The 15532-nt window shown below is 69.9% G+C and carries 13 protein-coding genes; 2 read left to right on the top strand and 11 right to left on the bottom strand.

What is annotated here, in order from left to right; genetic code table 11:
• Nucleotides 1-219 precede the first annotated feature (219 nt).
• The 3 genes from bpln_RS19135 to bpln_RS19125 form a co-directional block, all read right to left on the bottom strand.
• On the bottom strand, nt 220-717 hold the full coding sequence (locus bpln_RS19135) for a GNAT family N-acetyltransferase (protein WP_042626991.1): 498 nt from the start codon (nt 715-717) through the stop codon (nt 220-222).
• A gap of 14 nt (nt 718-731) precedes the next feature.
• The gene (locus tag bpln_RS19130; RefSeq protein ID WP_244132078.1) at nt 732-2555 is read right to left on the bottom strand and encodes a type III effector HrpK domain-containing protein; all 1824 of its coding nucleotides are present in this window, start codon (nt 2553-2555) and stop codon (nt 732-734) included.
• A 156-nt stretch (nt 2556-2711) separates the two neighbouring features.
• Nucleotides 2712-3791: a hypothetical protein gene (locus tag bpln_RS19125; RefSeq protein WP_055139692.1), complete on the bottom strand. Its 1080-nt coding sequence runs from the start codon at nt 3789-3791 to the stop codon at nt 2712-2714.
• A 373-nt stretch (nt 3792-4164) separates the two neighbouring features.
• Here bpln_RS19125 and bpln_RS19120 point away from each other — a divergent pair, with 373 nt between their 5' ends.
• Nucleotides 4165-4797 (top strand): DUF3455 domain-containing protein, encoded by a 633-nt coding sequence (locus bpln_RS19120; protein ID WP_244132077.1) that lies wholly within the window; start codon nt 4165-4167, stop codon nt 4795-4797.
• Between the two features lie 578 nt (nt 4798-5375).
• A complete protein-coding gene (locus tag bpln_RS19115; RefSeq protein WP_226993736.1) occupies nt 5376-6269 on the top strand; it encodes a response regulator transcription factor in 894 nt (297 codons plus the stop codon).
• Between the two features lie 112 nt (nt 6270-6381).
• On the opposite strand, the gene bpln_RS35760 is transcribed toward bpln_RS19115, so the two are convergent.
• The 8 genes from bpln_RS35760 to bpln_RS19075 form a co-directional block, all read right to left on the bottom strand.
• A complete protein-coding gene (locus bpln_RS35760; RefSeq protein ID WP_055139690.1) occupies nt 6382-7239 on the bottom strand; it encodes a phage tail tip lysozyme in 858 nt (285 codons plus the stop codon).
• A gap of 179 nt (nt 7240-7418) precedes the next feature.
• Entirely contained in the window at nt 7419-9242 is a 1824-nt protein-coding gene (gene sctC / locus bpln_RS19105) for a type III secretion system outer membrane ring subunit SctC (RefSeq protein WP_042626986.1), read from the bottom strand.
• Between the two features lie 35 nt (nt 9243-9277).
• On the bottom strand, nt 9278-10717 hold the full coding sequence (locus tag bpln_RS19100; RefSeq protein WP_042626985.1) for a helix-turn-helix transcriptional regulator: 1440 nt from the start codon (nt 10715-10717) through the stop codon (nt 9278-9280).
• A 227-nt stretch (nt 10718-10944) separates the two neighbouring features.
• Nucleotides 10945-11778: a type III secretion system export apparatus subunit SctT gene (sctT, locus tag bpln_RS19095; RefSeq protein WP_055139689.1), complete on the bottom strand. Its 834-nt coding sequence runs from the start codon at nt 11776-11778 to the stop codon at nt 10945-10947.
• Nucleotides 11775-12299: a type III secretion protein gene (locus bpln_RS19090; protein WP_042626983.1), complete on the bottom strand. Its 525-nt coding sequence runs from the start codon at nt 12297-12299 to the stop codon at nt 11775-11777. Before bpln_RS19090 ends, sctT begins: the two co-directional genes overlap by 4 nt.
• Complete coding sequence (gene sctN, locus bpln_RS19085) at nt 12296-13648, bottom strand: type III secretion system ATPase SctN (protein WP_042626982.1); 1353 nt, start codon at nt 13646-13648, stop codon at nt 12296-12298. Before sctN ends, bpln_RS19090 begins: the two co-directional genes overlap by 4 nt.
• Nucleotides 13645-14799: a type III secretion system stator protein SctL gene (sctL, locus tag bpln_RS19080; protein WP_082465357.1), complete on the bottom strand. Its 1155-nt coding sequence runs from the start codon at nt 14797-14799 to the stop codon at nt 13645-13647. The genes sctN and sctL overlap by 4 nt, the downstream gene beginning before the upstream one ends.
• On the bottom strand, nt 14784-15524 hold the full coding sequence (locus tag bpln_RS19075; protein ID WP_063891300.1) for a type III secretion protein HrpB4: 741 nt from the start codon (nt 15522-15524) through the stop codon (nt 14784-14786). The genes sctL and bpln_RS19075 overlap by 16 nt, the downstream gene beginning before the upstream one ends.
• Between the last annotated feature and the right edge of the window lie 8 nt (nt 15525-15532).

The following is a 15532-nucleotide window of genomic DNA, read 5'->3' as shown; positions in this document are numbered from 1 at the left end:
CGGGGCGCGGTGACTGTAGCGGAATTCGGGGGAACGCGTCGGGCGGCGGGGCAAAGACCGACGGCCGCCAGGTGGCGGCATGGACCGGGTTTCGCGGCGGCGGCTCGGACCGCCGTCGCGTGGTGATCTACGTGGTTCACGGCCCATTGACCGTGAACCAATCAGGAAACCGGATCAATCACGGCGGGCTGCCGCACGCCAGGCCCGGCGACCGTGAAACTACGCAGCCTCGCGCTGCGGCTGCACCACCCTCTCCGCATCCGGAATCGCTTCGGTTTCCTTCAGAAACGCCTTCAGGTAGCGCCCGCGAATATAGCGGCACTCGTCGCGCAGCATCCCGTACAGGATGAAGTCGGTGCCGTCGCTGGCCGCGCCGCGCATCACGCCCTCGCGCACGAAGCCGAGATGCTCGTCGAGGCGCTGCGCGTCGGGGTTGTCCACGCGCACCAGCCCCGTCACGCGGCGGCAGCCGAGCATCGCGAACGGATAGAGGAACGCGGCGGCCACGAACGCCGCCGTGATCAGGTGGCGCGAGCCGTCGAGCGCGAAATGCATCAGCAGGTTCGGCCCGTTGTGCCCCTGGAACACCACGCCGGCCACCAGCTCGCCGTCCTTCGCGAGCCCGATCGCCTTGGCGTCGTCGTAGCGCGCCTCGCCGGTGCGCGCCGCGACGAAGTGCATGACTTCGTCGTGGCGGTCGAATACCAGATTGCGCATGGCGCCTCCGGGGATCAGGACGGCAGCGGAATACCGAACTGCTGCAGCGTCGGATTCACGTTCGACGCGAACTTCTTCTGGTCGTTGTGCTTCTTCACGGCCTCGACGATCGCGAAGATGATGCCGGCCACGCCGACCACGGCCGCGCCCACCGCCATCACCGGTGCCGCCGCCGCGAGCGCGCCGCCAACCGCGCCGGCCACGCCCTCGGCCGCCGCCGCGCCGCCTTCGACACCGGCCGCCGCGCCTTCGGCCGCCTCGGCACCGGCCGCCGCGCCCTCGGCCGCGCCTTCCGCGCCGCCCGTTGCCGCCGCGCCGGCCGCCTCGGCCGCCGCGCTGTCGCCGCCCAGGCCCATGAAGCCGTCACCCTTGGCGAGATCGCTCAGCGTGTCGGTGACCGTCTTCGCGTCGCTCAGGCCGCGATGCACGTCGTCGATGGTCTGGCCGGCCGACTGGCCGTTGCCGCCCGTGGCCGTGGCGCCATCGGTGCCGTCGTCGGCGCCGCTGCCGGCCGTGCTGATGCCGCCCGCCTGCTGGAACTGGCCCGACATCTGCTGCATCTCGGGCGGCACCGTCTTCTGCAGGTAGGCCGCCGTGTCCGGGTCGCTCGCCAGCTTCTGGATGTCCTGCTGGAGCGCGGCCACCGTCTTGTCGACGTTGCGCAGCTTGTCCGAGCCGCCGGCCTGCACGTCCACCAGCGTCTCCATCAGCTTCACCATCACCGCCGCCTTCTGTTGCGGCGAGTAGTTCTGCGGGTTCTGGATCACGTCGCCGTTGAGCTGGCTGATGTCGGTGTTGCCGGTGATGTTCTGCAGGCTCGCGTCCTGCAGGAACTGCTGCGAGCCGGCCTGGGTGGTCGGCGCGTCCTTCTTCAGGAAGTTGTCGATGTTGTTGGTCGAGTAGATCTGGTCGCGCTTGTTGGTGGCCTTGTCGTCGCCGCTGCGGTCCAGGTCGTCGAAGCCGCCGTCCGAGCCGAACGCCTGCGCGGCCGCCTTCAGCGACGAGCTGAAGCCCGCGTCGTTCTGCAGGTCCTGGATCTGTTTCTGGGTGGTCAGGCCGCCGCCGCTCTTGCCGCCGTTGGTGTAGTTGTTGCCGTTCTTGCCGTGCGACTTGTGGCCCTCGGACTCGCCGGCGATCGCGTTGTAGGCCTTGAGCAGGCCCGCCGAACGCTCGACGTTCACCGAATCGGCATCCGCGTCGGGATGCTTCTTCATGTAGTCCTTGATGTCGGAGTCGGCCTGGTCGAGGTTGGTGCTGACCTGGCCCATGAACTTGTCCATCTTCTTCGTGTCGACGGTGCCGTCGGACTTCAGCGCGCCGGTGTTCTGCAGCGCCGTCTTCAGCGACGGGTTGTCGTTCACGAACTGCATCGCCGCGGCCTTCTGCGCGTCGGTCGGCGGCTGGCCGTCCGGGCCGGCCTTGCCGCTCAGGATCTGCATCGCCGCGAGCGGACGCTCGAGCGAGGCACCCTGGTCGGGCGGCGCGAGATCGGCCCACTTCGAGAGATCGGACTGGTCGTTGGCCTGGCTGTAGCTGTCGAGCGCCGCGTACTTGCCGTCATCGGTCGCCGCGCCGCTCGCGGCACCCGCTCCCGCCCCCGCGCCCGTCGCGTCGGTGCCGCCCGGCGTGCCGTCCTGCGGCAGCGAGGCGGCATCGGTTTGCGGCATCTGCAGGCCGCCCGACGGCGCCGCGTCGCTGCTGCCCGACGCGCCGCCGGCGTCCTGCTGCTGCGCGGACGACACCAGCGCGCGCACCATCTGCTGCAGTTGCGAGTCGATCTGTTCGAGCTGCTGCATGCCGGCCTGCAGGCTGCTCGACGGGTCTGCCACGCCCGTCATCGACGGAGCGGCGACGGTCGGAGAAAACGAGAGCGTTGAGAGCGAGGTCATGGGAACGGAAGATGAGAATTCGAAAATGGAAACACGGAGCGGCGCCTGCCGCCCCGTGTGACGCCGATGCGCACGGCCCGCCGCCGAAGCCGCGGGCCGCCGGCATCAGACGTTGTCGTCGTCGTCCTGCGCCTTCGGCATCTGCATGCCGCCCATGCCGCCCATGCCGAAGCCGCCCGTCGAACCGAACGGGTTCATGGCCAGGCCCTGCATGTTCATCAGCATCTGCGGATGGAAGCCCTCGAGCACCGGCGACTCGGACGCGGTGGCCGTCGAGGCCGGCATCTGCACTTCGCCCTGCGCGGCCTTGCCGAAGTTCGAGGCGGCGGACAGGCCGTCCGCGCCCGCCACGTCGGCGGTCTCGATGGCCTTGTAGGCTTCCGGGCTGGAGAGCAGCGCCTTGGCGGCGTTCTGCACATCCGGCGGCGTGCCGGCCGGCGGGTTCATCGCCAGCTGGTACATCGCGTTCGGGTCGACGGTCTGCGTGCCCTGTTGCTGGAAGTAGGCCGACAGCGCGCCGGCAGCCGACTGCATCGTCATCGGCGAGCCGTCCGACATGGTCGGCGCGGACTGCGCGCTCTGCATGCTGTCGAGGCCGCCCTGCGCGGCCCACTGCATGTCGCCGATGCCGGCTTTGCCGTCCGTGCTCGGATCGTCGTGCGTCTCGATCGCCTGGAACACGTCGGGGTTCTGCAACATGAAGGCAGCGGCCTTCGACACGTCCGGCGGCGTACCCGGCGGCGGGTTGACCGCCAGCTGATAGAGCTGGTTCGGCGTGATCGGGTCGATGCCGTTCTGCTGCATGTACGCCGAAAGCGCGCCCGCCGCCGATTGCGTGGTCATGCCCGAGGTGTCGATCTGGCCGACCCCGCCCGCGCCGATCGCGCCGTTGCCGGCCACGCCCTCGCCGGTGCCGGCCGTGTTCGGCAGTCCCGCGCCGCCCGTCGGCGCGCCGGCGCCGCCGGCCTGCTCGCCCGTGTTGGGGAACGCGCTTTCCAGCTGCTGCATCAGGCTCTGGATCTGCGACATGTACCCTTGCATCAGCGAGCTGACCGCCTGCTCCACCTGGCTCTGGACCTGCTGCATCGACGACTCGATCTGCGATGCCATGCCCGACACCCCGCCCAGGCTGCCGAGCGTTTGCTGGATCGGCTGGCTGATGCCAAGACCGCTGGGAAAATTCATGTATGGCCTCCTATGGTGTGTTCCAAGAAACGACGTCCCGAATGACTCTCCATACGCCGCCCGTCATAGGAGGCGCAATGCCGTTGCCAATACTAGACAAGCGCCGCATTTCGAAACTTCGCCGATCCGAATCGCTTGCCGGAAATGCGAAGCGGATGCGAGCCACGCGCCGCGATCGGCGGCGCGGCGCCCCGGGTCGCTGCGCCTCGCCGCGCAGCGCTTCGTATCGCTGCGCGCGGGCACCATCCGGTTACGGTCTGATGTGGGTTTACCGACTCTGCGTCTCGCGGCCATGCACGTGTTTTCGTTCGCCGACCGGCTTGCCTTCCGGTGGAAAGCGCCTTGCGCGCGCACGCCCGACGGCGGCGCGCCGATGACGCGCGATGCCGCGCTTCATGGTGGAGCCCCCCGTGGCCCGCGTTCGCGCGCGGCGCTCGGCGCCGGCGCGCTCGCGCTGCTGGCCGCGCTGGCCGGCTGCGCCACGCCGCCGCCCGGCCCGCCCGACGCGGCCGTGCCCGACGCGCTGCGCGGCGCGACGCCCGAGCAATGGCAGGAAACGCTGAACGCCGGCGGCGACGAGGTCTACCGCTGCCGCCGCGTGGCGGCGCTCGACGCCGGCGCGCCGGGCGAAGCGGCCGGCCAGACATTGCGCTGGCGCGCCTACGGCCCCGAAGCCACGCTGGTGGATGCCCACGGCCACAACGTCGGCTCGATCGTGCCGGGCCGCTACTTCCTCTCCTACGACGGCAGCTTCGCCGTCGCCGGCACCGAGACCGCCACCATCGTCGACGCGAACGCGCTGCCGTGGGTGCGCTACCAGGTCCACGCCAGCACCAACGCGCGCGACGGCAGCGGTGGCCGCATGACGAACATCAGCACGGTGGTGCGCATCAACACGCGCGGCGGCCTGCCGGCCAGCGACCGCTGCCGCCTCGAAGGCGCCACGCTGTATGTGCCGTACTTCGCGACCTATCTGTTATATCGCCGCGCCGCGCTCGCCCAATAACACGTCTTTTTGTTTTCCCGGTTAAATCGGCGCAATCCCGGATTTAAATTTCCATCTGCCTGTGAGTGACCATCGGTATTGCCGTTTCTTCAATGGCATTTCATTACTCACCAAATATCAGCAAACATTACAAACTGAAAAGTTCCTGGATGACATCGACTTTTACCTGTTTCCAGGTATCTGACGAAATCCTTACAAACTTGTCTGCCGCAACGCGCCCGAAGCTTACAAATACATATCGCAACATTCTGTTTAGGTTAAAAACTAAACATTGCATTCCATGATTCGAAAAACATGCCTCAATGGCACCGGAATCATGGCAATTTCTTTCCGGCGGTTAACAATAAGTTACACCCTTGGATTTTCGATGCCTGTACTTTCGCTCCGTGCCAGTAGCCTGCCGGTTCATTTCACGTCGGGACAAGTAGAGGAGGTTCAGGTTGAAGTTCGCCGTATTAACGCCCAACGTCAGCATGTTTGAACGACTGCGCCAGCATTTTCTCGATGCTTCCGTCGAATGCATTCAATTCGAGGATGACGTCGCATTGGCGCGTGGCCTTTACCGAGATGATTACCGCGTGATCCTGGTCGACGCCGCCACCGGCATCGACGGCACGCGCACCGTATTCGCGCGCCGCGCGTTCTACGGCGGCCGACGGGCGCCGCTGCTGGTGGTCGGTACGTTTACCGATCGCGACAGCCTGGAGCGCGCCTTCGACGCGGGCGCCGACGACGTGGTGCTCGCCCCGTTCGACCGCAACGAGCTGGCGGCCCGCGCGTTCCGCGCCATGCGCCGCGTGGAGGCCGAACCCGCCCCGCGCGACGAGCAGCGCGTCACGCTCGGCGCCTATACGCTCGACCAGCAGGCCAGCACCGTGCAGATCGCGGGCCGCACCGTGCGCGTGACCACGCGCGAGTTCGCGATCGCCTGGCTGCTGTTCTCGCGGGCCGGTGAATACGTCACGCGCCGCCAGCTGGCGGGCGCGATCTGGGGCAGCACGGAGGATATCGTCGGCCGGCGGCTGGAGCAGCATATCTACAAGCTGCGCCGCAAGCTGGAACTGACGGGAGAGTCCGGCGTCGCGCTTCGCACGATGTATGCGCACGGCTACCGGATCGAACAGACCGACGGCATGGCGATCGACGCAGGAGCCGGTCCGCACGAGCTCGCCGACACGCAGCTCGACAGTCTGGGCGTGCGCGCCGAAGCGCCCGCCACCTGCGCACCGCAAGCGCGCAGCACGGGGCTGACTTTGCCCGCCGATCGCGCAAACGTTGTCGCGCCCGGCGCGGGGGCCACGGTGCATGCGCGCCACAGCCTCACGGCCTCGCTCGCGCAGCCCTGGGCCTCGTATGCCAACCCGTGGCACATCGGCGCCACCATGATCGCGAAGGCCGTTCACGACGACGGCGCCGCGGCCGATCACCAGATCCGCATGCCGACGCTGTCTGGCTCGCGCGGCGACGGTTGAGTCCGCAACGGGCGGGGCCGCCGGCCCCGTCGTCTCGCCGCCTGCAAGCATCCCGCCGCCGGCGGGATGTTTTCGTTTACGGCGGCGGGTGACGTGCCGCCTACGGTCCGACCTACGCGCCCAGCTGCTGCGCGAACTGCGCCGCGTACTGGTTGCGGTTCTGCATTTCCGGATCGGTCGCGCCTTCGAACTGCCGGCACCAGGTCGCCGCGGCGGCCTGCGGGGAGCCGGCGCTGTTCATCGCGTCCTTCAGACCCGGCATGTTGTTGGCTTCCTGGATCATGAACTGCACCTGGGTGCCGAGATCGGTGACCGGCTTGCCCTGCTGCTGCGCGAACTGCTCGAGCGCTTCCTTGCGCGAGCCGCCCCACTGCGCGAGGCCGTAGCCGTGCGCGTTGTCGTCGGCGTTGTTCGACGACGGGCCGCCGGTCGCTCCGCCCTGGTTGATGTCGGGCTGCAGGCCGCTTTCCTGCTGCAGGTTGCCGAGGATCCCGGCGATCGCGGTGTTGTTGTAGCCCGCGTCCTTCAGCGCGCTGGCGATCTGGTTCGCGTTGTCGCCGCCGAGGCTCGTGATCGGCGTGCCGCTGCCGGCGCCCGTGGTGCCCGACGAGGCGTCGACCGGCGAACCGGCGCCGGCGCCGGCACCCGCGCCGGCGGCCGCCGGAATACCGCCGCCACCACCGCCGCCTCCGCCACCGGCCGGGGCCGCCGCCAGGTTCTGCGCCATCGGGAAACCGCCGCCTCCGCCGCCTCCACCGCCACCATTGCCAAGCCCGGAGCCATTGCCCTGATCCGCGGCCATCTTCAGCAGCTGGGCCATCTGGGCCATCTCCTGGATGATCTGCATGATCATCTGCATGATCTGGTTCATCTGCGAACTGCTGGCGCTATCCGCACCACCCAGCGGATCGCTCGACGAAAGCGCGTCGAGCCCCGGCGGTTGGGTGGCGTTTGAAATCATCACCGACATGAGCGACTCCTGGTTGGAACGGCGGTTTTGCCGACTCATCGCACTATAGGGAAGCCGGTGCAAGCTGCCCGCGAGCGGTGCGAAGCCGGCACCGGCGATGCGAAACGAACACGGGCCGCGCGCGCGGCCCTGCTCGATGGGCCGGAGCCGCCTGCCCGCCGCCCTGCCCCGCCGCGCGCTCAGCTGCCGGCGTCGATGATGCGCGGCGTCAGCAGGAACACGGTTTCGTTGTGATCGTGCTCGTTGCTGTTGTCGCGGAACAGCGCGCCGAGCAGCGGGATCTTCGACAGGAACGGCACGCCCGTCACGCCGTTGGTGGTCTTGTCGGTCGTGAAGCCGGCGATCAGCAGGCTGTCGCCCTCGCCGACGAAGGCCTGCGTGTTGATCTGGCTGGTCGTGATCACCGGGATGTTGTCCACCTGCTGCTGGGTCAGCGAACCGTTCTCGATATGGACGCTGAGCTTGATGCGCGTGCCGTCCTTGTCACGCACGATCAGCGGCAGCACGCGCAGCGACACGCCGGTGGACACGCTGTAGAGGTCCGCCGAGGTGTAGCCCTGCACCCGCACGTAGAACTTGGTGGTGTTGTCCATGGTGGCCTCGACGTTGTCGAGCGTCGCGACCAGCGGGGTCGCGTCGATCTTCGCCTTCGAGTTGGACTGCAGCGCGTTCACGCTGGCCAGCAGGTAGCGCCCGGCACCGCCCACCACGGCCGAGATCGCGGCGCCGGTGGGCGTGGCGCTGACGATGGTGTTGCCCGGGCCGGCCTGCTGCGCCGAGCCGAAGGTCGGGTTCAGCTGGCCGGTGGAGAACGAATTCTGCGCGGTCTGCCCGTTGCCGGTCTGGAAGTCGAGATGGCTGCTGTGCGCGTGCCAGTCCACCCCGATCTGCTGCAGCGTGGTGTCGTCCATCTCGATGATGTGCGCCTGGATCTCGACGATCTGCGGGCGCACGTCGAGCTGCCGGATCAGGTCCTCGTACTGGCCGACGCGGTCCGGCGTGTCGCGGATCAGCACCGAGTTGGTGATCGGGTCCGGCTGGATCACCGGCAGGCCGTCGCTGCCGTCGGTCACCGCCACGTCGTTGCTGTTCAGGTCGCCGAAGCCGCCGCCGCCACCGCCGCGCCGGCGCCGCGTGTAACCGCCGCCGCCGCTGTTGTCATAGGCGCCGCCGAACGCCTGGCCCGCGCTGCCCACCGATTGCGAGCCCATCATCGAGGGCGGCAGCGGCGGCGGCTGCGAGCCGTTGCCGCCGCCGCCGATCGAACCGGTCGACGAGCCCGACACGTCGTTCATCGACTGCACGCGCTGCATGTTCGGCGCGCTGCTCGGCTGGCCGCCGCCGGAGCCCGACTTCACGCTGTACATGTTGGCGAGGATGGTGGCCACGCCCGGCACGCTCACGCTGCTGCCGTCCACCTGCACGCTGTGGTCGGTGGCCCAGGCGTTCTTGAGCTTGTAGATGCGGATCACCGAGCCCGAGCGATGGCCGGTGGTGGCGTCGAGCCGCGCGGCCACGTCGGCGATCATCTGCACGTATTGCGCGGGGCCGCTCACCAGCACGGTGCCCGAGGTCGAATCGTAGCTGAGCGGGAAGCGCGGATCGTCGAGGCCGATCTGCTTGAGCGTCGAGCGCAGCGCGCCGATCTCGCTGTGGTCGAGCTGCAGCACCTGCCGCGTCACGTCATTGGAACTGCTGATCGACAGCACGTTGCCGTCGTAGAACCAGATGAAGCCGAAAGTCGAGGCGAGCGTATCGAGGAACCGCTGCGGCGACAGGTCGAAGCGCCCCGTCACGGTGCCCTGCACGTTCTGCGCGATCGAGGCCGCGATGCCCTGGCTGGCCGCGAAATCGCGCAGCACGTCCTTCAGATCCTTGCCGTCGAGCTGGACGTGGACGGTGGCGCTGCGCCAGCGCACGGGAGCCGCGTCGGCCGCGCCGGGCAGGCAGGCGAGGATCGCCGCCGCGAGGCACGCGGCGGCAGCAAGCTGCTTCACTCTCATGGTGTCGAATCAGGAAGAAAGGTGGGGAAGCGGGGTCAGCGCTCGAGCGTCTCGGAGGGCGCTTCGCGGAATTGCTTGCGGTAGCCGGTGACGAGCGTCGAGCGGCTTTGCACGCCCCAGCGGCGCGCGGTTTCGAGCACGCGCTGGTCGCCCGCGTCGGCGTGGTCGATCAGCGCCTCGCGGATGCGCTCCATGCGGCGCGTGCGGATCAGCTCGCTCGGCGAGAGGCCCAGGCAGCTCTTGAACGCGCTCTGCAGCGCGCGCTCGGTCACGCCGATCTGGGTGGCGATCTCGCGTACCGACAGGTCGGCGCGGTCGAGGTTGTCGAGCACGTAGCGATAAGCGCGCCGGTACTTGGCCGGCAGCCGCGCGCTGACGTCGTCGGGGGCGGCCTTCGGCTGGCGGTCGAGCGCCGGCGTGCGCACGTGCGAATCCTCGCGCAGGCACTGCATCGCCACCAGCGCGTAGCGGCTGTACCACTGCAGCGATTCCTGCGCGCGGCCCTGGGTCTCGCGCAGCTTGGCCGCGCAGTAGAGATATTCGAGCTGGCGGTGGCCGGTGTCGGAGCCGCGCACGCCCTGGTGCAGCGGCTCGACGATGCTCTGCGCGACGTGCGGCGCGTCGCCGACGAAGGTGGCCAGCGCGATCTCCAGGCGCACCGCGCGCTGGTAGTCGACGAAGCCCTGCTCGCGGATCCGTTCGAGATAGGCGCAGACGTTGGCGATCGCGTCGCGGTCGCCGCCCGTCACGTTGCGCAGGTCGCGCAGGTAGGCCACGCGTGCGGCCAGCAGCGGCGCGCGCACGCCGGCCGCGGCCTGCAGCGCCTCGGCGAAGCCGATGCGCGGCGCCGGCACGTAGGCGGCCGGGCTCGCCAGCGCGGCCGAGCGCCAGTAGACGTGATCCTGCAGCGCGTTGGCGCAGCGCAGCTCGTGCTGCGCGACCAGGTCGAAGCGCAGCGCGGTGACCAGCTCGCGCCAGCGCGTGCTGGTGGCCACCACTTCGTCGAGCGCGTCGAGCGCTTCCCGCGTGCGGCCCAGTTCGTGCAACGCGCAGGCGATGCCGATGCGCGCCTCGATGCGGCGCGCCGGGTGCGCCTCGGCCTCGTCGGCGGCGCGTGCGAAGCAGGCCAGCGCGGTGCCGATGCGATGGCGGAACAGCGCCTGCCACGCGGCGTTGCGGCAGGTCGCGACGCGGATCTCGGCCTTCGAGGCACGCATCCGGCGCTGCGCGCGGCGGTAGGCATCCTCGGCCTCGGCATCGAAGCCGAGCACCAGTTGCAGATCGGCGTGCCACTGCAGATCCTGCGCGCTCACGCCCGCCGCCGAATCATCGAGACGGCGGCCCGACTGCTGCACGGCGGCGGCGAATTCGCCGTCGAGGATCGAATCGACCGCACGGGCCGCGATGCCGGAACCGGCATCCTCGTCGGACGCGGCAAGCGCGGACACGACCGGGAAATAGAGCATCGAAAACATGAAGCGACTCTCCTTGCTGTTGCCTGGGCACCGGATCGCGGCGCAGTTCGAGCAATGTAGTCGTGGCCTCGTTTTCAAACTCTCAGTTTGGCTGAGCAATCTTCAGCAATGATGCCGATTTGAGATTCGCGCACGGCGTGGCGCGGCCCCGTGCGAGTCTCATGATTGCTCAGGCGAAGTTCTTGCCGGCGTGCCGAACGCGCGCGGTATTTTTGGCGCGTGAAAACTCATTTTGTGTGAGCGGTGCCGTCGCGCGCGGCATCGGCCCAGGCCTGGAACTGCGAGGTGAACGCGGTCAGCGTGAGCTGGTCGCGCACCTGGTCGACGAACACGCCGACGAACAGCGCGAGCAGCAGCACCGCCACCGCGCCCTTCACGGGCTGGCTCAGGCCCATCAGTTCGAGCTTGCTGGCCGACTTCGCCGCGAACGCGAACGCGAAGTCGATCAATAACAGAATCATCACGGCCGGCGCGGCGAGCTTGGCCACCTGCTGCATCAGCGTGTCGGTCTCCTTCATCGCGAACGCCTCGAGCACGTTCGACACGTCGATGCTGGGCGAATTGAGCGGCCACCACTGATATGACTGGTAGAGCGTGCCGAGCAGGAAGGTCATGCCGCCGAGGCTCCAGAACGCCACCGTGGCCACCTGCTGCAGCAGCGTGGAGGTGGGCGTGGCCTGCTCGTTGCGCAGCGGGTTCTGCACCTGCGCGTTGTTGTAGCCGGTCAGGTCGTCGATGTAGTAGCCCGCGCATTCGGCCACCCAGAACACCGACGACGCCGCGAAGCCGAGCACGAGCCCGATCATCCCCTCGCGCAGGCCGATCTCGACGAGCGCCGCGCCGTGCAGCCCGTCGGCGAACGCGAGCGGCTGGCCGTAGGCCACGAAGGTGCTGAACAGCAGCACGATGGCGTTGCGCACCGGGCCTTGCAGCACGCCGTCGGCCGAGGGCGGGAAGATCGTCATGATCACGAACAGACGCACCGACGAGACGCCGATCAGCGTCAGGTAACCCATCACCAGACGGGTCATGTCGGGCAGGACCTGCAGCGTCGGGCTCAAGCGGCCGCCTTGTCGCGCGCGCGGCGCGCCAGCACGCCGTCCTCGGCCTCGTCGTCGGCCGCGTCGTCCTCGGCGCGCTGGTAGCCGCGCCGCATCACCGCGATGCGCTGCTGGCAGGCGTCCACGCTGCCGAGATTGCGCGCGATCGTGCGGTTGGTCTCGGTGATCGCGCTGGCCGCGTCGTCCACCGCCTGACGCGCCACCTCCACCTGCTCCTCGCTCGCGTAGAGCCGCTCGGTGGCGATCCCGAGCACGATCCGGCAGGCGTTGAAATCGTCGAGCACGAACGGCGCCGCGCCCGTCATCATCGCGTCGATCTGGTCGTTGATCGACTGCACGGCGGCCAGATCGCGCTCCACCTGCTCGCGCGCGGCCACGAGTTCGGACTCGCGCTGCGCGAGCGCGGCGCGCTGCGTGACGAGCTGCGCACGCAGCGCGTCGTTCTGCTTGCGGCGGCGGTCGCTCGCGCGGTTCAGCGCGATCGCGCGGCGGTCGCGCGCGAGGCGGGCGTCGGCGCTCATGCGTTCACCCCGGACAGCTCGTGCAGATACGCGCCGGTTTCCTCGTAGGGCGCGTAGTCGCTGGTGCGCTGGCACAGGAAGGCGCGGATCGCGTCGGCCTTCTGGATCGCCTCGTCGGCGAGCGGGTTCTGGCCCGGCTGATATTCGCCCACCTGCAGCAGCACTTCCACCTCGCGATGCTTGGCCATCAGCTCGCGAATCCGCGAGGCCGCGCGCGTGTGCGCGTCGGGTACCACCAGCGACATCACGCGCGACAGGCTGCCGAGCACGTCGATCGCCGGATACTGGTTCTTCGCCGCGATCTCGCGCGACAGGATCATGTGGCCGTCCAGGATGCCTCGCACTTCCTCGGCCACCGGGTCGCCGCCCGTCTCGTCCTCGGCCAGCACCGTGTAGAGCGCCGTGATCGAACCGGTCGCGCCCATCCCGGTGCGCTCCAGAAGGCGCGGCAGCTCGGCGAACACCGAGGGCGGGAAGCCGCGCCGCGCCGGCGGCTCGCCCGCGGCCAGGCCGATCTCACGGCCCGCGCGCGCGAAACGCGTCAGCGAGTCCATCATCAGCAGCACGCGCAGGCCGCGGTCGCGGAAGTATTCGGCGATCGCGGTGGCCGTGTGCGCGGCCTTGGCGCGCTCCATCGACGAACGGTCCGAAGTCGCGCACACCACCACCGAGCGCGCCATGCCCTCCGGGCCGAGGATCAGCTCGATGAATTCGCGCACTTCGCGACCCCGTTCGCCAATTAGCGCGATCACGTTGATGTCGCACGCCGCGCCGCGCGCGAACATGCCCATCAGCGTCGATTTACCGACGCCGGCCGGCGCGAAGATGCCCATCCGCTGCCCTTCGCCGAGCGTCATCATCGCGTCGACCACGCGCACGCCGGTGGGCATCGGCGTATCCACCATGCGCCGCTTCATCGGGTCGGGCGGCTGCACGATCACCGGGCGCCAGTCGTCGGAATCGAGCGGCGGGCCGCCGTCGATCGGGTCGCCGAGGCCGTCGAGCACGCGGCCGAGCAGCTGGTCGCCGACCTGGATCGACAGCGGCCGGCCGAGGCCGATCACCTGCGTGGCGCGCGACACGTTCTCGAGCCGCGCGAACGGCGAGAGCAGCGCCACGTCGCGCGTGAAGCCCACCACCTCGGCGCGCTGCAACAGCGTGCCGTCGGGCGCGCGCAGTTCGCAGAGTTCGCCGAGCGTGACGTCGAGGCCGGACACCTTGATCACCGTGCCGACCACTTCCATGACCTTGCCGGTGCGCGCCACGGCGGGCACGGCGAGGATCTCGCGCTCGATCGCGTCGGTCAGCCGCTCGAAATCGTCGGTGCGCGACAGCCAGGACACGTTCATCGGCCACCTCCGCCGTGGGCCGGCGCGCGCGGCGCCGAGTACGGATCGTCTTGCGCCTGGGCCGGCTGCGGATCGCGGTGGCGTTCGTCTGGCACGTAGCCTTGCGCGGCAGGCTGCGGATCGCGGTGGCGCTCGTCGGGCACGTAGCCCTGCGCGGCAGGCTGCGGATCGCGGTGGCGTTCGTCGGGCACGTAGCCTTGCGCGGCAGGCTGCGGATCGCGGTGGCGCTCGTCGGGGACGTAGCCCTGCGCCGCATACGGATCGGCATGAGGGTCCGCATACGGGTCCGCGCCGCCCTCGGATGGATAGGCGTCCGGCGCCGCCGCATAGGGATCGCCGCCGGCCGCCGGATACGCGCCGCCCTGCGCGCCATACGGATCGCCGCCAGCCGCGTCGTCCTCGGGCGCGGCGGCCTCGATCTCGACCAGCGTGCGCTTGAGCGCGCGCGATACCGCGCCGTGCATCGCGCGCAGTTGCGTGTCGAGGCTCGCGTCCACGGCGCCGAAATCGGATTCGCAGATGCAGCTGCCGGGCGCGAGCCGCTTGTCGCCCACCACCGACATCGGGATCGGCCGGCCCAGCTCGCGCCAGCGCGTGGCGAGCCGGTCGAAGGTGTCCTTGGCGCTGTCGAGATCGTCGGGATGCACGGCCACGCGCAGGTAGGTCGCGCCGTCCACGATCCGCTCGACCGAGGCCAGCGCGCGCTCGAACAGCGCCGCGCGGTTCTCGGTGCGCACGATCTGCTCGACGGCCGAGGCGACGATGTCGGCGAGCCGCTCGCGCATGCGCACCTGCAGCTGGTTCTGCGCGTGCGCGACGTCGGCGAGCCGGTCCATCCAGTCGCCGAGCGCGCGGTCGTAGCCGTCGCGGTAGCCGGCGCGCGCGGCGTCGTCACGCTCGCGCTGGGCGGCGTCGAGGATCTCGCCGGCCTGCTCGCGGCCCGCGTCGACGATCCGCTCGGCCTCGTCGTGGGCCGCCTCGATCAGCGCGGCGCGATCGGCGGCGAGCGCCGCGTAGGCGTCCTCGAGCGACACCAGCGCGCCGAACATCTCGCGCGGCAGCACGTCGGCGGCCGCGCCCAGGCGCGCGTGCAGCACGCTCTCGTCGGGCTGGTGATGGGCGTCCTGCGGACGGCTCAACCAAATAGCCATGCAACCTCCGGCATCAGTTCGGGCATCCGCGCGAACAGGCGCACGGAACCGGCCGCGTCCAGCCCGCTCGCGGCCGGCAGCGAGGCCGGCGGCGCGAACGCGCGCGGCAGCGCGAGCCGCGTCAGCGACGGCGGACGCGTATCGGCCGCGCCGCCCGCGTCACGCGCGAGCAGCAGCCAGCCCTCGGCGGCCATCGCGGTCGCGTCGAGCCGCGCGAGCGGCGGCAGGCCGGTCTTCATCGTCAGGTGCGCCACGTCGGGCGCGTCGGCGGCGTGCGGGTCCTGCGCGATCGCGTCGGGGTGGACGCCGGTCCACTCGGCCAGCCGCGAACGCGTCTGCCTGTCGATCAGCCGGCGCACCTCGGCGCGCCGGAACGACAGCGAGCGCACGCGCAGCACGGCCAGCGCCTGCGCCATCGGCAGCGCGTCGAGCAGCGCCAGATTCGGTTTCGGGCCGATGCCCGGCGCGCTGCCGGCCAGGCCCAGCACGGCGGCCGTGGCGAACGCGCCGAACGGCGGCTCGCGCACGCCGGCCGCGCGCGCGAACGCATGCGAGCAGGCGCGGCGCGCGGCGGCCGAGGCACGCGCGAGCGCGTCGCGCCAGCCGTGGTCGGGCAGCGCGGACCACGACGCGTCGGCCCACAGGGCCGCGCTGTCGAGGTTGTCGCGATAGCCGGTCAACGCGGCGGCCACCCGCTGTGGGGGATAGAACGCGGCAGACGCCATGCGGTTCG

Origin of the sequence: Burkholderia plantarii (assembly GCF_001411805.1) — a bacterium.
Classification (GTDB): Bacteria; Pseudomonadota; Gammaproteobacteria; order Burkholderiales; family Burkholderiaceae; genus Burkholderia; species Burkholderia plantarii.
Note: the sequence above shows the minus strand (reverse complement) of the source record. Positions and strands in the feature narration are given on the sequence as shown.

Bases quoted from the DNA above. Each gene is read 5' to 3' on its own strand.
- sctN (WP_042626982.1), bottom strand. From the start codon at position 13,648: ATGAACGTGTCCTGGCTGTCGCGCACCGACGATTTCGAGCGGCTGACC.
- bpln_RS35760 (WP_055139690.1), bottom strand. From the start codon at position 7,239: ATGTCGGTGATGATTTCAAACGCCACCCAACCGCCGGGGCTCGACGCG.
- bpln_RS19100 (WP_042626985.1), bottom strand. From the start codon at position 10,717: ATGTTTTCGATGCTCTATTTCCCGGTCGTGTCCGCGCTTGCCGCGTCC.
- bpln_RS19130 (WP_244132078.1), bottom strand. From the start codon at position 2,555: ATGACGGGCGTGGCAGACCCGTCGAGCAGCCTGCAGGCCGGCATGCAG.
- sctC (WP_042626986.1), bottom strand. From the start codon at position 9,242: ATGAGAGTGAAGCAGCTTGCTGCCGCCGCGTGCCTCGCGGCGGCGATC.
- bpln_RS19090 (WP_042626983.1), bottom strand. From the start codon at position 12,299: ATGAGCGCCGACGCCCGCCTCGCGCGCGACCGCCGCGCGATCGCGCTG.
- bpln_RS19135 (WP_042626991.1), bottom strand. From the start codon at position 717: ATGCGCAATCTGGTATTCGACCGCCACGACGAAGTCATGCACTTCGTC.
- bpln_RS19120 (WP_244132077.1), top strand. From the start codon at position 4,165: ATGACGCGCGATGCCGCGCTTCATGGTGGAGCCCCCCGTGGCCCGCGT.
- sctL (WP_082465357.1), bottom strand. From the start codon at position 14,799: ATGGCTATTTGGTTGAGCCGTCCGCAGGACGCCCATCACCAGCCCGAC.
- bpln_RS19075 (WP_063891300.1), bottom strand. From the start codon at position 15,524: ATGGCGTCTGCCGCGTTCTATCCCCCACAGCGGGTGGCCGCCGCGTTG.
- bpln_RS19125 (WP_055139692.1), bottom strand. From the start codon at position 3,791: ATGAATTTTCCCAGCGGTCTTGGCATCAGCCAGCCGATCCAGCAAACG.